Origin of the sequence: Rasiella sp. SM2506, from assembly GCF_050859505.1 — a bacterium.
GTDB lineage: Bacteria > Bacteroidota > Bacteroidia > Flavobacteriales > Flavobacteriaceae > Marinirhabdus.
Genome location: NZ_CP193934.1, coordinates 1,490,829 through 1,508,000 on the forward strand (window position 1 = coordinate 1,490,829; position 17,172 = coordinate 1,508,000).

Here is a 17,172-nt window from a genome sequence, read left to right on the forward strand (position 1 = left end):
TTTATTTTTTCGCCATTGCTCCCGGAGGATATTCGGCTAAAATCTCAGAAACAATTTCTCTGATTTTTTCTTCACGACGGTCAATATCGCTTCCTGTGTAGAGTTGAGAACTTCCTACACCTTGCCAAACCAGTTCATTTGTTTTGGCGTCTATAAGGTCTATGTAGAGACTTCCTTCAGTAGAACGTGAAACCGTATTTCCATAACGTCCTCCGTAATACCAAGGGTTCCAACCCCAGCCGTAACCAAAATTATTGTTGTATACGTCCACACGTTCACGTTCTTTGGTAAAGATACTTACCAATAGGGAGGGCGATTCAGATTTTGTCATTCCTTTGCTTTGAAGATTCGCATCAATAGCGCGTAAAATTCTTTTTTTATCGAGGTCGCTAATCTTGGCTTCGTCAATGCCTGGTTTATAGAAAGCAAAACTGCTGTAATTGTTGAAATCTGCTTTTTTGTCATAATCTGTTACCACCCGTACTGAAGTACACGAGGCAAACACAAACAAGAGAAGTAGCGGCGTTAATTTAAATATTTTCATAGTGTATTTTTTTATAATAAGGATTCATCTACAAAATTGGGAAGCGTCACTTTAAGGTTTGGATTGCGATCCATCTCTCTTTTTATAGCAAAAATTGCTTCGTCATTTCGTGCCCAACTGCGTCTTGCAATCCCGTTATTTACATCCCAGAATAACATACTTTCCAGACGTCGTTGCGCATCTTTACTACCATCAAGAACCATACCGAAGCCGCCATTTACAACCTCTCCCCAGCCTACGCCACCGCCATTGTGAATGCTTACCCAAGTGGCTCCCCTAAAACTATCGCCAATTACATTATGGATGGCCATGTCTGCCGTAAAGCGGCTTCCATCATAAATATTACTGGTTTCACGATACGGAGAATCTGTTCCTGAAACATCGTGATGGTCTCGGCCTAATATTACGATTTCAATTTTTCCTTCTGAAATTGCTTTGTTGAAGGCGCTCGCTATTTTCATTCTTCCTTCGGCATCTGCGTATAAAATTCTAGCTTGGCTACCTACTACCAATTTGTTCTCTTGTGCACCTTTAATCCACGTGATGTTATCCTGCATTTGCAGCTGAATTTCTTTTGGAGAAGATTTCATGATTTCTTCTAAAACTTCACAGGCAATCGCATCGGTCTTCGCTAAATCCTCAGGTTTTCCCGAAGCACACACCCAACGAAAAGGCCCAAAACCGTAATCAAAACACATAGGTCCCATGATATCCTGAACATAGCTAGGATATTTAAAATCGATGTTGTTTTCAGCCATAATATCGGCACCCGCTCTGGAGGCTTCTAATAAAAATGCATTTCCATAATCGAAGAAATAAGTTCCCTTTGCTGTATGTTTATTTATGGCTGCTGCATGTCTTTTTAAGGTACGTTGTATTTCAGCTTTAAATTGCTCGGGATTGTTTGCCATCATCTTGTTGGCATCTTCGTAGCTCATTCCTACAGGATAGTACCCGCCTGCCCACGGATTGTGCAAAGAGGTTTGGTCGCTTCCCAAATCTATTTTAATATCCGCTTCATAAAAATGTTCCCAAACATCTACTACGTTTCCGTCATACGCAATGGAAACTGCTTCTTTATTGGCAAGAGCTTCTTTTACTCTGGAGGCCAGCAAACGGACGTCGCTAATTACTTCGTCCACCCAGCCCTGACTGTGACGCATTTTAGTGGCTTTTTCGTTTACTTCGGCACATACGGTTACGCAGCCTGCAATGTTTCCGGCTTTTGGTTGTGCGCCGCTCATACCGCCTAATCCAGAGGTGACAAAGAGACCTCCTTTTGGTGATTTTTTTATTTTTCTGAAACCGTTAAGCACCGTAATGGTAGTTCCGTGTACAATTCCTTGCGGGCCAATGTACATATAACTTCCTGCAGTCATTTGGCCGTATTGAGTTACACCCAGCGCATTAAATTTTTCCCAATCGTCGGGTTGTGAATAGTTGGGAATCATCATTCCATTCGTGACTACAACTCTTGGTGCATCTTTATGCGATGGGAATAAACCCAGCGGATGCCCAGAGTAGATAACGAGTGTTTGTTCTTGTGTCATTTCGGCTAAGTACATCATTACTAACCTATATTGTGCCCAATTTTGAAACACCGCTCCGTTACCACCGTACGTAATTAACTCATGAGGATGTTGTGCTACGGCATGGTCCAGATTGTTTTGGATCATTAACATAATCGCTTTAGCTTGCTCACATTTCCCTGGATAATCACTTATAGGACGTGCGTAGATGTTGTAATCTGGTCTAAAACGATACATGTAAATCCGTCCAAAATCTTCCAGTTCTTTTTTAAACTCGGGTAGGAGTGTGGCGTGATGTTCTGGACTAAAATATCTTAGGGCATTTTTTAATGCGAGGACTTCTTCTTCGGCAGAAAGAATTTTTTTCCGCTTTGGCGCGTGGTTTACCGATGCGTTATACGGTTTTATTTCGGGAAGAATTTTTGGGATTCCTACTAGTATCTCTTCTTTAAATGTCATAATAATGCCTGTAATTATTAGTATGAATAACTTTGTATAGGTTGCGCTTAGATGTTCTTTCTTTTCTTGTTGAAGTTATAAGGACAATGACGACAGCCACTTTCACAACAATAGCCCCTCTTAAGGTGGTATTGTTCCGTAAAACATTTATAGCCTTCTGGAGTGAGGTAAAAATCGCCTTCTTCTAGTTCTATTTTCTTCTTTGGGAATAGCATATTTCAAAAATACAAAAAACGAAATGCGAAATGATAGTTCCCGTTTGAAAAGGTGTTACTATAAAAAGGTATTTTTACACAAATGATATTGATTGTGAATCGTTTTTTACTTCGGAAGGGTTTTAATGGAATAACCCTTTGGCCTTTTGTAGTGCTTCGGAACAAACAACTAAAGGAAGATACTAGATTGCTCAATCACGAACGTATCCACCTATACCAGCAAGCCGAACTTTTAATAGTATTTTTTTATATATGGTATGGAGTAGAATTTTTAGTACGATGGTTTCAGTATAAAAATAGACACCTTGCGTATCGAAACATAACTTTTGAACGAGAAGCTTATGCCAATGAAAAAGATTTCAACTATTGCAAACAGAGGTCTTTTTGGAGGTTTGTAAATTATTTATAGACTTTATTGTATTTCTAAAGATATAGATGCTGACTTTCTGAATAAAAAAAATCACTGGTTTCTAACCAGTGATTTTTTTTATTATCGTTATATAAGTTCTCTGTAATTATTCTTTGATCACTTTTTTAGTAATAGTGCCTGTAGCTGTAAAAATTTTCACAAAGTAGACACCAGCTCTTAATCGTGATATATCTAAGGAAGTAGTTACAATATCTTCACCTTCAATATCCTCCTGTATTAATCTTCCTCGTAAGTCATATATCTCCAATCGCTCTAAGGGTGCTTGTGCAGAAAGTATATTTAAGATATTTTTAGTAGGGTTTGGATATACTACAATATTGTCGAACTCTTCATCATTGGGTCCAAGAACTTCGTCTGAAACAAAGAAAAGTGTGAATCTCTCTTGCGTATTGGTAGCGTTCGATCTGAATTCATATGGAGTAGTACTAAGTTCTGTAGTGATACCTTCCTGGAAATCATATAAGAATACTCTCGCTTTTTCAATGCGTTGTCCAATTAATTGGTCTATGGAAATTTCATAGAGCGTACCTTCATCTATCAGGGTTTCAAAACCGAGTGGAAATTTCATATCTGGATTAAAAGCACTTGTAGTTTGAATTCCTAATTCGCTTTTTGTGTCGCTATGATAAGTATAAAGAGATACAAAAGATCCTACTCTACCACTATCGAAGCCTGGATTTATTGCAGTATTAGCCTCTGGATTAAACGCTAGCAAGGTGTTGCTTTCTATGTCATAAGTTACACTTCTTAAATTGATCCAAATTTTATCTAATTCACTCTCATTGTGGCTCCTTAATGTGGTATTTCCTGAAGTTAGCCTCATGCTGTTGTTAAATTCAACATTGTTTGTGGCCAACGATCTAAAAGAAAATCCCTGTCCAGTAGAGATAATCCCGTTTGGGATCGTGCTAATTCCAGGATCGTTAGAAGCCTTTGTTCCTCCAGATAAATTGTACATAGAAATATCTCCCATGCTAAAGTTAATAGAATTTGACCCGGGTGTTCCACTGTTCGGGGGCGTTAAATGTTCCCAGAAATATATTTCATTAACTAAATCGTTTTGGTCAATAAATTCGTACCCAGATATCGCACTGGCATAGGGATTTGATACTGCATTAGGTGTGCCGTCTGGATTTTCGGTTATATTGTTAAAGATTGCTCCTTTTAAAATTGTTCCGTTGTTTAGTGTTCCTTCAGCATAGGTCATATAATAAGCCTCATTTGCGGGGTCTGAATAACCATCTTGAGGTCTCACTATATACCCTTCTCCTACATTAATTGGTCCTGTATAGGAGGTCCAGTAATCACCATTATCATCGGCAAAATTTGTTCCTCCACCAACATCCGGATGTGGTATGAAATTGCCTGAGTTACTGTTTAATACTAAAAATGCATCGGTAAAAACATCGTCTCGTGTTTCCGCATCCATAGGACTTCCCATAACCATAAAGTCTCTTGTTTGAAGTACTGGTGTGGTAATTTCAACATTAATAACTGCTGAAGCACCTTTGGTAACTACAGCATTTGGGTTAATTTGGACTACATTACCTGTGTGCTTTACCATTAACGACCCATCTACAATAATATCTCCGTTGATAAGAATATGATCATCGGGTCCTACCGTTAATACTCTATTGGTATCTACTTCACAAGAACAAGCAGAGAAACTAGCGTTTCCAGGGTCAGAGGTATTGTAATCGTTAGTGCTAATTTTTGCGAGTGAACCTACATCTGGTAATCCATTGCTCCATGAACCCCCGCCTTGATATACCGTAGTTTCTGCAACTACTGTTACTGTGGTAGTACAAGATGTTTTAAGTCCGTAGTCATCTTCAACGGTAAGGGTTACGGTATGATCACCAAGATCTGCACACGTAAAGGTAGTTTGGCCTGTAACAGTACGTTTAACAATGCCAAAATTGTCTGTAGAACCACCATCAATATCGGAAGCATCTATCGTAACTGTTCCTGTTGTTTTGTCTAGCACAGCCGTGTAGTTTTGGCATGCTACTACAGGAGGTTCGCTGTCGTAATTGGGGTCTTTCACTATAAATAAACCTCTATCCAAATCGCTTACAATTATATTACCACTTTCAAAAAAGGGATAGACATTCCAAGCTCCATTATATGCTGCACTATTACTACCTGGGTGTGTGTCGAAAAATTCTACTTCTTCCATTTGATTATTTGTAATGGCAGGATCGTACAAATCTTCAAATTTGAAAACACGCATTCCAGCTCTATAATTTGCCAAGTAAAATCGATTGCCTTTTACATATCCATTGTGATCGATTGCCGGAGTGGCTCCGTAATGTGTATAGTGTAATACTGGGTTATCAAGATCTGTTAAATCAAAAACTAATGTTCGAGTATTGAATCCAGGACCATTGGTTTCATCCAGCTCATCTCCCACTATAAAAAATCGCTGATCCTCGGTAAACCATCCTTGATGCGTGTAATATTTGTCGCTATAATCGATACTGCCAATTGAAGTTACGTTAGACTTATTCGTGACATCTAATATTCGAACATAATCTGACCCGCTAAAGCTTCCAATGAAGAGTTGTTTTCCAATATGTTCTGTATCAGGGCCATTATAGGTAATTACTTGAGCATCGTGGCAATAACCATATGTTGCTATATTTCCAGCTACTGTAGGATTAGTCGGATTTGTATTAAGGTCTAAGATTCTAGGTCCACCTCCATTTCTATTAGAACCTAAAATATATGCAAAACCATTCTCCTCATCAATAATTAAGTTATGAGCAGAACTGATGTTAGTGTAAAGACCGTCTCTGGTAAAGTTTATAGGTAGGGGGTCGTTGTCTGGATTTCGCAACTTCTCTAAGTTGAAAATTTGAACTCCGTGACTTCCATTGTCATCACTAACAATATATGCGTAATTATTGAATACTTTAACATCGCGCCACCAACTAGTACCTGTTTGAGAATCTAATTTTCCTATGAATACTGGATTGTTGGGGTTGGATATATCGACAAATGAAGTTTTATCGTTCATAGCAACCAACGCATATTCTTTTCCAGTATTGGGATCTGTCCATCCCCATGAATCTTGAGCTTCGGCAGGATCACTGCCTCCATATCCCTGGCCACCCATTTGAGCAATGGTTAATCGTGCTTGGAGAGTCATTCCATTACAGTCATAACCATCAGCGGTACCGCCAGAGCAAGGTGTTTGTGCTTGTAAGAATGATCCAATAGCAAGAGCTAATACTAGTAGTAACGGTTTTTTCATATTTGGTAAGTATTTCTAGATACTAAGTTAATGATAGTGAGTAAATTTTAAATATTATTAATTTTCAACAAGAAAGGTAAATTCAATCGTACACGGTAACCCAACACCCACATAAGCCATTCCTGTTCCAGAGTTTCCATCATTTACAAAATTATCTGCGACAAATACATCTATTTCAAACTGATAGGTAAAAGGCACTCCCGCTACTAAGTCTACGTATACAATGAGCGATGAATCATGCCTGAATTGTTCAAAATAAGTTCCAGCACCAATTTCACCATTGTAAACTGAATATGAATGAGTATAAATTACATAGGGTACACCTCCCAAGGTTATTCTAAAATTACCTTCTGTTGTAGCCATCGATGTTCCAAAAGCCAGGTTTGGATCAATTTGACCTGCACCGAAATTAGTATTCGCTTTAATTCTATAGGTTCCTGAATACTTTGGCGTGAATGACGAGCCGGCTCCTAAACCTGTTACGTCAATCCATTCAGAAGAAGGAGTTGGGTAGGAGGTGCTACCTCTGGCAACTCTTTGTCCTAAACTTGATTGTACCGAAATCTCCGAATCTTCTTTAATATATTGTGTAGTCCATTCATTACCGTCCCAAGCGTAAAGCCCTGGATATACGTCTGTACCAAGACCATCGTCTGTTGTATTTGTGTTATAAACAACAGTGCCAGGTACTAAGCTTCCACTTCCGTCTGGATTTTGAACAGGTGCTTCTATATCTGTAGCTGTTAATTCAAATCTCGGATATACAATCCCTGCAGTACTATTTTGCATATCTAACAATCCTTTTGGGGTAGTTGTGGGAGCTCCATTGCTAATGGAAACTTGTGCTGCAGTTGACAGGGCAACTAAAGAGAACAATGTAAAAACTATATTTTTATATTTGTTTACTATTTTCATGATTTGGATAATTTTTAAAGTAGCTAAAAAAATAACACTGAATTTATTCTCCTATATAGGTAAACTCAATTTGACAATCTACATCATTTCCAACATATCCACGTCCTACATCACCTGGTGATATCTCGCTGATCCTAACATTATCAACTGAGGCATAATTTCCATTATTTGTATTAATGTATTCAAAACGAAGTGTATAAGTTCTTCCAGGGGTTACCGCTCTGGAGCTGCTGTGAGATGTATTTGCATTACCGTTTACTCGATTTACTAAATTCCCGCCAACTTGAGCAGTTCCGTCGTGAAGATAAACTCTAAAAGAATCATAGAAACTGGCATTCTGATTAAAACGATAATCAAAATTTATATCTACTGTATTTGCAGAGGGTGTAAAACTTATTAAAGCGGTTGCATTTTGGCTACAATTATTAGTACCAACATTAGAATTAATGTTGAGCGTATTGCCTACACAGGAAATACATTGGTTGGCTGCTGTACTAACTACCCATCCATTAGTAGGACAATCTCCATCGGGTGTGTGATTTTGGACTACCGTATAGGGGCTGTTAAAATTTTCGTTAACTAAATTTACTGAAGCATTTGGAACTGTAGAGCCATTTCCAATAAAACCAGGTGCGTTATAGGCGTCAAAACTCAATGAGAAAGGGTAGGTGGTTCCGGCCACCAGTGTAACATAATAGGTTTGATAGGTTTCTTTGGAAATAGCGTTGAAATACGTTCCGCTATTGATAAAACTTGAATGGGCGGAGAAAGCTTGGGTTTCAAAAGTTCTGGCAGGGTTTGCACCAAATAAAAACCTAAACTGACCAGAAGCCATGCTTACAAAAATACTGTTATTGCGCGAGGTTCTGCCTGCGCCAAAGTTAGATTTTACTTCAATTCTATAGAGACCAGAATAGCGAGCAGTAAATGTTCTAGCGTCAGTAATTCCTAGGCCCGGAACGTTTTGCCAACCACCAGCAAAGTTTGCTTCTGTCCTAAGTAAAGAGGTTTGATTGAATAATTCAGATTGTCTTTTCTTAAAATGAATAATCCACTTACCGCCGTCCCAAACATAAATTCCTGGGTTCACATCAGTAAGAGGGTTCGTGTCTGTACTATTAGTATTGTAAACAACAGTTCCTACTACAATAGCCCCTCCTTGAGGATTTACTACAGGAGACGGGTCGTCAGTTGCTATTAAATTAACATTTGGGTATACTACACCTAGTGTTGTGCTGTTTATATCCAGAATTCCCTTGGGGTCTGTTGTGTTAATCCCTACCTGACCAAAGGCAATACCCGATATAAAAAATAGCATTGCTGCATATAACCTATAAAATAAAGTAATTTTTTTCATAATTTTTAATGTTATTCAAAATGATGATTAGTCCAGAAAAACAAATTCAACGGTGCAGGGTAAATCAATTCCTATCCATCCCATTCCCTGACCTGAATTCCCATTACCTATAAATCCGTCTGAAACAGTTTGATCAAATCCTAAGTTGAATGAATAGGCTGTGCCTGCAACGAGGTCTTTGTATAGTACGATGGTAAATTGTTCCCAGATATCGAAATAAACAGTACCGGCACCATATTTGGCTGACCAGGTTTGTACTGGGATCAATTCATCAACTGCAGGAGAACCAAATGTAAATTTAAACACCCCTTTTTGCGCAGCAATGTTGATAGTGGATCCTGGGTCTTCCACCGTTCCAGAACCCCAATTCACACTTACTTCTATTTTGTAGGTGCCGGAATACGCTGGTGTAAATGTTTTCGCATCACTAACTCCTAATCCTGGAATCTCCTGGTAAGATCCTGTAGTAATCGTTCTTAACCAAGGAGCGCTTGGGTTAGGGTATTCTTGTTTAAATATTGATGCATTTTTTTTGGGAAATTCATTAATCCAATCTATACCATCCCACATATATATTCCGGGATAGACACTAAATTCACCAAAATTTGTAGTTACCGTATTATATACTACGGTTCCTATTGCAAGTTCTCCAGGCAAAGCAGCAGGATCCGAATTTAGAACAGGAGCTGCTTCATCGGTTCTTGAGAGCATGACTCTTGGCAAAACAAGACCATACTTATTTGTACTTGAGCCGTCTTTTTCTTGGTCCAAATTAAGATCTAGAACACCATCCGGAGTTAGTGTTCCTATACCTACTTGCCCAAAAGACATCGTAGTGGCGATAAGAAAAAGGTAAATAAAACCTCTGTTTTTGTAGCTGTTGATTAGATTCATTGTAAAGGGCTTTAAGGCAACTTTAAAAAGTAATATTTATGTGTATTGTTACGTAATTCACTCCTCATTTTAAAATTTAACTTTTTGGCAGAGAAAATAAATTTTTTGGTTTGTATTTTTTTGCAACTTGTTTAGTTATAGCTATTTTGCTAGATCAAGGATATGACAAATATCCGACATAAACCTAATATTATCGACGTAAAACGTTAAAAATTAACGTTTGAAAGCAAAATCCTACAAAATAAGTAGGTAATACTATAATATTTTAATTTTTTCCGTTAGCGTTATTAAGGATTAATTTTATTTTATCCAAAAACAAGATTGAAATATAGTAGTGCCCATCTATATTTTTTGTTCATTTTCATTCTGTATTTTTGTACAACACTAATGAAATAGTATGTGGATTAAGCCAAGTGTTTCAAAATTACAGATGCTACGTCTCGAAAATTTAATAGGAACCCAATACACGGTTGCTTTAAAACGGGAAGATATGTTGCATCCATTTGTTTCTGGAAACAAATTCAGAAAATTAAAATATAACATTGCCGAAGCTTTAGATAGGAAAAATGAAATCCTTATTACTTTTGGGGGTGCCTATTCCAATCATATTTCGGCAACTGCCGTAGCGGGAAAATTAGCGGGATTAAAAACAGTTGGAGTGATTAGGGGCGAAGAATTGGCTGCTAATTATAAGGGGAATGCTACCTTAGAATTTGCCAAATCCAACGGAATGACTTTCGAATTTGTTTCTCGTGAGGACTATAAAATGAAAGAAGATAAAGCGTATCTGGCATCACTTTCAGAAAAATACCCTAATGCATACCTATTGCCAGAGGGTGGGACAAACACACTTGCCATACAAGGTTGTGCCGAAATTTTAACTGAAGACGATGCAGATTTCGATTACGTATGTACTGCCGTAGGAACTGGAGGAACTCTGGCTGGTTTGGTTGCAGCATCTAAAGCGCATCAAACCGTGGTGGGCTATTCGGCATTGAAAGGAACCTTCCAAGCTACTGAAGTTGAAAAATATACCCAGAAGACCAACTATGTTATAAAAGATGACTACTGTTTTGGAGGCTATGCCAAAATAGATTCACAATTAGTTCGTTTTATGAACGAGTTTAAACAAGAAACAGGAGTTTTATTGGATCCTGTGTACACTGCTAAGATGCTTTTTGGGATTATTGAAGATATAAAATTGGGACATTTCCCTGAAAATAGCCGTATTTTAGCCATTCATACAGGCGGTTTACAAGGCATCTCTGGAATGAACAAAAAACTCAAAAAAAAGAATTTACCTCAAATACATACCTAATATGTTGCGCAAATCGGCACTACTTTTACTATTTATATTTTTAACTCTTGGAGCTTGTACTTCAAAAAAACGTGTGGTTTCAAAGAAAAAGAGGCCTACAAAAGAACGAGTTGTTGTAGACAATCGCCCAAAAGTGACGCCTAATGAGACAGCTGCCGAAACGCCAAAAACAGAGGTAATAACTCCAAAGCCCAATGCTAGCTATGCCGAGGTTGTGCAAGCCTATATAGATAGTTATAGCGAAATTGCCCAGGAAGAAATGCTTCAATACGGTATTCCAGCAAGTATCACCTTGGCACAAGGAATTTTGGAGAGTGGCGCAGGTAGAGGAGAGCTTACCAGTAAGGCGAATAATCATTTCGGCATTAAATGTCACGGATGGCAAGGTGATAAAGTATACCATGATGATGACGAAGCACAGGAATGTTTTAGAAAATATAACGATCCAAAATATTCATTTCGCGACCACTCACTATTTTTAACACAACGTAGCCGTTATCAAGATCTTTTTAAGCTGAAAAAAGATGATTATAAAGGTTGGGCCAAAGGACTTAAAAAAGCAGGCTACGCTACAGATCCTAAATATCCAGACAAGTTAATTGGCATTGTAGAACGCTACGATTTGGATAAATTTGATGATGCCGTGTTAGGTAAAAAGGGAAGTCCCAAGAAAGATGTTGATGCCAAAATAGCCACTCACGAGGTTGCAAAAGGAGATACGCTATACAATATCGCAAGGCGCTACAACATTACGGTGGAAACGTTAAAAGAGTATAATGGACTTACCGATACAACAATTTCTATAGGACAAGAGTTATATTTGCACCCTGTAAAAAATCAATAATTAGTTATGTTATACCAACGCAGTAGTGCTTTATTTGAAGAAGCGCAAAAGGTTATTCCTGGTGGGGTAAATTCTCCAGTGAGAGCATTTACAGCCGTGGGCGGAACTCCAATTTTTGTAGAAAAAGCAAAAGGTGCTTACCTTTATGATGCAGATGGCAATACACTCATAGATTATATAAACTCATGGGGCCCAATGATCTTAGGACACGCACACCAACCAGTTGTGGATGCTGTTATAGAAAAAGCCAAAAAGGGCACTTCTTTTGGAATGCCTACACAAATTGAAACCGAAATCGCAGCACTAGCCGTACGCATGGTGCCCAATGTGGATAAGATACGGTTTGTAAATAGTGGTACTGAAGCCTGTATGAGTGCTGTAAGATTGGCGCGTGGTTATACTAACAAAGATAAAATTATAAAATTTGCTGGCTGCTACCATGGACATAGTGATTCGTTTTTAATACAAGCGGGAAGTGGTGCTGTTACTTTTGGAACGCCCAACAGTCCTGGTGTAACAAAGGGTACCGCCCAAGATACATTGTTGGCGAGATACAACGATATCGCGCACGTAGAACAAATAGTTGCTGAAAATAAAAACGAAATAGCCTGTATTATTATCGAACCTGTTGCAGGAAATATGGGATGTATTCCTCCAGCCGAAGGTTTTTTACAAGCGTTACGATTAGTATGCGATATCCATAATATCCTACTCATTTTTGATGAGGTAATGACGGGCTTTAGACTCGCCAAAGGTGGAGTGCAGGAATTGTATGGAGTGCGTGCAGATATAGTTACTTTCGGAAAAGTAATAGGAGGTGGTTTGCCAGTAGGAGCCTTTGCTGCCCGGGAAGAGATTATGAATCACCTTGCACCTTTAGGGCCTGTGTACCAGGCAGGAACCTTAAGCGGAAATCCTCTGGCTATGGCAGCCGGACTCGCTATGCTTACTGAGCTAAACAACAATACTGAGATTTTTGATTCCCTAGCAAAAAAGACTGAATATTTGCACAAAGGTCTAGCCAATGTAATGCAACAAAATAATGTAGCCCATACTATAAACAGGATAGGGTCTATGATTTCTATTCACTTTTCTGAAACTCCCGTTACAGATTTTAAAACGGCAGCAGAAGCAAATGGTGAAAATTTTAAAACTTTTTTCCACGGAATGTTACGCGAAGGAATTTATATTGCACCCAGTGCTTTTGAAACTTGGTTCCTCTGCGACGCACTTACCTACGAGGATCTAGATACAACTATTAAAGCTGCAGCTACTGTGGCAAAAACATTGCAATAAAAAAGTCCTTCCAATTGGAAGGACTTTTTTAGGGTATGAAGGCACTATTATTTTTGTTTTGCCTGCCATTTTTTATACTGTTCTGGAGTTAATACTTTTTTAACGGCAGCTGAAAGTTGATCGTCGTACTTTTTCTTAGCGGCCATAACGGCAGCATTTTTTTGATCTTTCCCAGTTACGTCTTTATTATAATTAACCTCCTTTTGAACATATGCTCTAAAAAGACTACGTTCTTGATCTCCAGATAGGCTAAGATCTGCAGAAATATCTGCAACCTCTTGTTTAGCGATTACTTCTGGTCTCTGGCTATCCTGAGATAAACTTTGAGCTGCAATCGTATTCATTCCTAGTAATACGAAACAAGCTATTGCGATACCTGTAATAAACTTTTTCATGGGTCGTTAATTTAATTTAGGTTACTAATGTAACTATTTTGATATAGATATTTCAAAAATTGAGCCAAAAATTAAATGTCCATTGAAAGTTAGTGTTTGTTATTTGCGCTCAGATCTTTTTCCTCGTTTTGTTCTTTTATTTCTAGGGTGTTTTTTATCCCATTTTTCAAACTGCTCTGCGGTAAGAATGGTTTTAAATTGTTCTTTCGTTTTTATTTGTTTCTCTAAGCGTGTGTTTTGCACATCGAAAAGTTCTTTTGAAGACAATTCTGTTTTCTTTTCTTTAGTAGCTCTAATTTTCGCACGATCTTTTATATTCTCCAATTGGATGGGATATATATTTTTCTGTTGAGCTTCTGTTAGATTTAAGTCTAGCGCCAGCTTTTTGGTAGCCAATTCTGCTTTTTGTTCTGGGGTCCAATCCTTCATTTTTTCAACCATTTCTTTTTTTCCTTTTCGCTCATGCTTTACAGATTGAGCAGAAAGGGTACATGTGAATAAAGCAAAGGCAATTAAAACAAGATTTTTCATAGTATTATTTTTTTTAAGTTTATAATGCTATGACCTTGGGAAACGAAGAAGGTTTAATTAAGATTACTTTTTAGCATAAAAAAAAGCTGCCCTAAGACAGCTTTAAAATGTATGTAATCTGGTGCGCTTATAATGCGTCAATATATTCAACGAGCATTTCTAAGGCTTCTTCATGAAGTATGGTACGCCCTAATTGTGGCATTCTGTACGTGGGTAATGTACTTCCAAAACGAGCTTCTATTTCTCCTCTGTTTGCGTAAATACCAGTATCGTTAAAAGGTGTTTCAAATCTGAAATCTAAACCAAAAGAATCTATACTCCCGCCAGGTTGGTGGCAATGCGCACAATTTACATCTATATAGGCTCGAGCGCGTTCGTCCAGTGTGTAATCTGTTGTGTTTGTCCAGTCTGGTAAAACACTTACACCAGCAGCAGATACTCCTTCCAGGATACCTTGTGACACAAAAAAGTCTAATTGGTTCTGATTGGCATAAGAAGGAACAAAGTTCATGCTACGCAATTTTAAACCAATAGGAAACGTATTGCCATTATTGTTGTGACAAGTAAAGCAATCTTGCTGCGAAGGAATTTCGTACTGTACGTCTTGCATGTCGCCATTGAGGTCTATATAGCTTATAGGTTTTTGAGAACCGTTTATGGTATAGATCGCTTCGGTTTGTGCATCGTTCCAGATATAGTCTGCGACTTGCCATGCTCCTGCTATTTTTAAGAAAATACGTGTTTCAATTATTTGTTTTCCTAAGCTAGGATCGCGATCGTCTATATTGTAAAAAAATGTTTTAGCAATTAAAGTATTGTCTGGAAAAATTGGTAATAAGTCATTTCCATTAGGTTTCATTGTAGTCCCGGCGGGTAACCTAATTAGTCTTTGTTTTTGAGCATAATCTGTAAAAAGTGTGGAGTTTATTTCATATAGCTGTACTCCGTTTGCTGGAGTAATATTTCCATTTATTGCTTGGAAAACGCCCATTTCAGACAATAATTCTCTAAAAGATAAGGCTGTTGAAGCATCAATGCTGGCACTAGGTGCAGATTGGTTTCCTGCGGCATCAAAAGCAATAACATAAAAATTATAGGAAGTTTCAGCAGTTAAATTGGCAATCGTAGTGGAGGTGCCAGTTATATTATCCTGTACCATGATGCCATCTTGAAAAACACTATAACCAGTAACCCCTTCATTATCTGTGGCGGCATCCCAAGCTAAATCTATGGAAGTTTCCTTACTTAGTGTTAGCATCAGGTTTGCTGGTGCTGTTGGGTTTTCTTCATCCACATCGGCAATAGGCGGTGGTGTATCGTCACTGCCTCCACAAGAATAGTTTAGCGTAAAAGCGCCTAACAATAAAAGAATATACGTAATTTTTTTCATCGGTATATAATATTTTAGAAATTGAAAAATGGAATGGACAAAGTATTCGTGTAAGATATTTTTCAAATTAATATAGGGCATTTCATAAGAAATTCTATTTCGGTGCTAAAAATATAAAAACAAAACCGAATGATAGCTCCGCTGGCTGTTAAAAATCAACCTTCTAAAAAAGTAGTGTTCCCTTACTCAAAAGCCATGTTCCCTAAAAGTGTGTTTTTTAAATCTATTTCACATAGTAGTTTCGGTCTTGAATTTAAAACACATTTACAATGAAAACAAAATTGATATTGCTATTCGTACCGGTAGCATTGCTTGGATTTGTAGTCTCAGGATTTATTTCTACGGAAGACTACCCAGAAACAAAACGAACCTTAGAACCTGAAAAGGGTTGCGTATTTATGACCACCATGGGAGAGCAATCTTCCGAAGGTTTTAGTGTCTTTAAAACGAATGAAAATGTACAACTCTCTGTCCGCGATGGTCTTTCTTGGCTAGCAGAAGCCCAATTGTCCAATGGCGGTTACGGTGCAGGAAGTCACGTTGCCCAACATAGTAAAGATCCACATGCGGTAAAAGCAGATCCTGCAACTACGGCAATGGCAGCACAAGCTTTAGTGCGAAGTGGAATTACACTGAAAAAAGGAGCGTATTCAGATAACTTAAAAAATGCTATCAACTATTTATTAGAAACCGTAGAGAATAGCCCCAAAACCGATCCTTATATAACTGATGTAAGAGATACCCAAATACAAAGAAAGTTGGGTGAAAATATTGATGCCGTGCTTACGGCTCAATTTCTGTCCAATCTTTTAGACCGAAATTTAAAAGGACTCGACAAAAAACGAGTACATCGTGCCTTGGACATATGCGTGGCGAAAATACAAGCAGGAACCGATGCTGCTGGAAAGCAAAAAGGTGCTGGCTGGGCTGGCGTGCTGCAAAGCGGATTGGCAAATAGTGCTTTGGAAGCTGCACAATTTGTTGGGGCAGATGTGGATGGAGAAATTTTAGACCGCGCCAGAAACTATCAAAAAGAAAACTACGATGATACCAACGGAAACGTCAAAACAGAAGACGGCGCAGGAGTCATGCTATACGCTGTTAGTGGAAGCGTACGAGCAAGTGCTAAAGATGCTAGAAGAGCGGAAGAAAAATTAAACAAAGCCAAAAAGCAAGGTAAATTATCAGACAATGCGCCCGTAACAGTAGGAAACTTGATAAAGGCTGGTTATTCTGAAGCAGAGGCAGTTGATTATAACGCTTCGTATAACGTATATCAATCTGCTAAAAACACCGCGCAACGGGACGACGTTCTCAATGGGTTTGGAAATAATGGTGGCGAAGAATTCTTAAGCTTTTTACAAACAGGAGAGTCCTTGGTTGTAAATAAAGATGATGATTGGAAGCAATGGTATGACAATATGAGCGGTCGTATTTTAAAAATACAAAACGAAGATGGAAGTTGGAATGGACATCACTGTATTACAAGCCCTGTTTTTTGTACAGCTACTAGCGTTCTGCTACTTACAGTGGAAAATGACATACAGTTCTTAAACAATATGGGTAAGTAATGGGTCGGTATTTATAAAGCAAGATACCCTTTGCTTTTACAGCCCAGAAACACATTGTATCTTTAAATATCAATCATAGTTGATGTTTAGGTTGGTTTCGTCCTTGAGGCGGAAAAGCTAACCCCACAGCCGTCCATAGGAATATGGGACCACCCATGCCAAAGGTAGGAGCGCTGTGGGGTTTTTATGAATTATTTTTTTTGGAAATGAAATGGATTGCTCTTTTTT

At 38.2% G+C, this 17,172-nt stretch carries 15 protein-coding genes; 5 read left to right on the forward strand and 10 right to left on the reverse strand.

The features are described 5' to 3' along the window. Window position 1: 1 nt before the first annotated feature. From ACQ2HF_RS06745 to ACQ2HF_RS06755, 3 genes are read right to left on the reverse strand one after another with little or no spacing between them, the layout of a single operon-like run. Window positions 2-544 carry a DUF4136 domain-containing protein gene (locus tag ACQ2HF_RS06745; protein ID WP_432412761.1) on the reverse strand — a complete coding sequence of 181 codons (543 nt, stop codon included), beginning with the start codon at window positions 542-544 and terminating at the stop codon, window positions 2-4. Window positions 545-555: 11 nt separating this feature from the next. Then, window positions 556-2,532 (reverse strand): urocanate hydratase, encoded by a 1,977-nt coding sequence (locus ACQ2HF_RS06750; RefSeq protein ID WP_432412762.1) that lies wholly within the window; start codon window positions 2,530-2,532, stop codon window positions 556-558. 47 nt (window positions 2,533-2,579) lie between these two features. After that, window positions 2,580-2,747, reverse strand: coding sequence for a DUF5522 domain-containing protein (locus ACQ2HF_RS06755; protein WP_432412763.1), 168 nt, complete (start codon window positions 2,745-2,747; stop codon window positions 2,580-2,582). An 82-nt stretch (window positions 2,748-2,829) separates the two neighbouring features. Between ACQ2HF_RS06755 and ACQ2HF_RS06760 the strand changes: the two genes are divergently transcribed. After that, window positions 2,830-3,156: a hypothetical protein gene (locus ACQ2HF_RS06760; RefSeq protein ID WP_432412764.1), complete on the forward strand. Its 327-nt coding sequence runs from the start codon at window positions 2,830-2,832 to the stop codon at window positions 3,154-3,156. A 106-nt stretch (window positions 3,157-3,262) separates the two neighbouring features. On the opposite strand, the gene ACQ2HF_RS06765 is transcribed toward ACQ2HF_RS06760, so the two are convergent. Genes ACQ2HF_RS06765 through ACQ2HF_RS06780 form a run of 4 tightly spaced genes read right to left on the reverse strand, consistent with a single transcriptional unit; the run spans window position 3,263 to window position 9,599 of the window. After that, window positions 3,263-6,433, reverse strand: coding sequence for a choice-of-anchor B family protein (locus tag ACQ2HF_RS06765; protein WP_432412765.1), 3,171 nt, complete (start codon window positions 6,431-6,433; stop codon window positions 3,263-3,265). Window positions 6,434-6,490: 57 nt separating this feature from the next. Next, window positions 6,491-7,348, reverse strand: a complete 858-nt coding sequence (locus ACQ2HF_RS06770; RefSeq protein WP_432412766.1) for a hypothetical protein — start codon at window positions 7,346-7,348, stop codon at window positions 6,491-6,493. Window positions 7,349-7,391: 43 nt separating this feature from the next. Next, the gene (locus ACQ2HF_RS06775; RefSeq protein ID WP_432412767.1) at window positions 7,392-8,705 is read right to left on the reverse strand and encodes a hypothetical protein; all 1,314 of its coding nucleotides are present in this window, start codon (window positions 8,703-8,705) and stop codon (window positions 7,392-7,394) included. A gap of 27 nt (window positions 8,706-8,732) precedes the next feature. Next, the gene (locus tag ACQ2HF_RS06780; RefSeq protein WP_432412768.1) at window positions 8,733-9,599 is read right to left on the reverse strand and encodes a hypothetical protein; all 867 of its coding nucleotides are present in this window, start codon (window positions 9,597-9,599) and stop codon (window positions 8,733-8,735) included. Window positions 9,600-10,029: 430 nt separating this feature from the next. Between ACQ2HF_RS06780 and ACQ2HF_RS06785 the strand changes: the two genes are divergently transcribed. The 3 genes from ACQ2HF_RS06785 to hemL are packed head-to-tail and all read left to right on the forward strand — an operon-like array spanning window position 10,030 to window position 13,057. After that, window positions 10,030-10,917: a 1-aminocyclopropane-1-carboxylate deaminase/D-cysteine desulfhydrase gene (locus ACQ2HF_RS06785; RefSeq protein WP_432412769.1), complete on the forward strand. Its 888-nt coding sequence runs from the start codon at window positions 10,030-10,032 to the stop codon at window positions 10,915-10,917. A gap of 1 nt (window position 10,918) precedes the next feature. Further along, window positions 10,919-11,761 (forward strand): glucosaminidase domain-containing protein, encoded by an 843-nt coding sequence (locus ACQ2HF_RS06790; protein ID WP_432412770.1) that lies wholly within the window; start codon window positions 10,919-10,921, stop codon window positions 11,759-11,761. A gap of 6 nt (window positions 11,762-11,767) precedes the next feature. After that, on the forward strand, window positions 11,768-13,057 hold the full coding sequence (gene hemL, locus ACQ2HF_RS06795; protein WP_432412771.1) for a glutamate-1-semialdehyde 2,1-aminomutase: 1,290 nt from the start codon (window positions 11,768-11,770) through the stop codon (window positions 13,055-13,057). A 47-nt stretch (window positions 13,058-13,104) separates the two neighbouring features. Here hemL and ACQ2HF_RS06800 read toward each other — a convergent pair whose 3' ends face one another. The 3 genes from ACQ2HF_RS06800 to ACQ2HF_RS06810 all read right to left on the reverse strand — a co-directional run bounded on the left by ACQ2HF_RS06800 (window position 13,105) and on the right by ACQ2HF_RS06810 (window position 15,373). Then, window positions 13,105-13,452, reverse strand: coding sequence for a hypothetical protein (locus tag ACQ2HF_RS06800; protein ID WP_432412772.1), 348 nt, complete (start codon window positions 13,450-13,452; stop codon window positions 13,105-13,107). 99 nt (window positions 13,453-13,551) lie between these two features. After that, complete coding sequence (locus tag ACQ2HF_RS06805) at window positions 13,552-13,983, reverse strand: hypothetical protein (protein ID WP_432412773.1); 432 nt, start codon at window positions 13,981-13,983, stop codon at window positions 13,552-13,554. 127 nt (window positions 13,984-14,110) lie between these two features. Further along, window positions 14,111-15,373 carry a fibronectin type III domain-containing protein gene (locus ACQ2HF_RS06810; protein WP_432412774.1) on the reverse strand — a complete coding sequence of 421 codons (1,263 nt, stop codon included), beginning with the start codon at window positions 15,371-15,373 and terminating at the stop codon, window positions 14,111-14,113. 269 nt (window positions 15,374-15,642) lie between these two features. On the opposite strand from ACQ2HF_RS06810, the gene ACQ2HF_RS06815 reads away from it, so the two are divergent. Continuing rightward, on the forward strand, window positions 15,643-16,944 hold the full coding sequence (locus tag ACQ2HF_RS06815; RefSeq protein WP_432412775.1) for a hypothetical protein: 1,302 nt from the start codon (window positions 15,643-15,645) through the stop codon (window positions 16,942-16,944). Window positions 16,945-17,172: the final 228 nt, after the last annotated feature.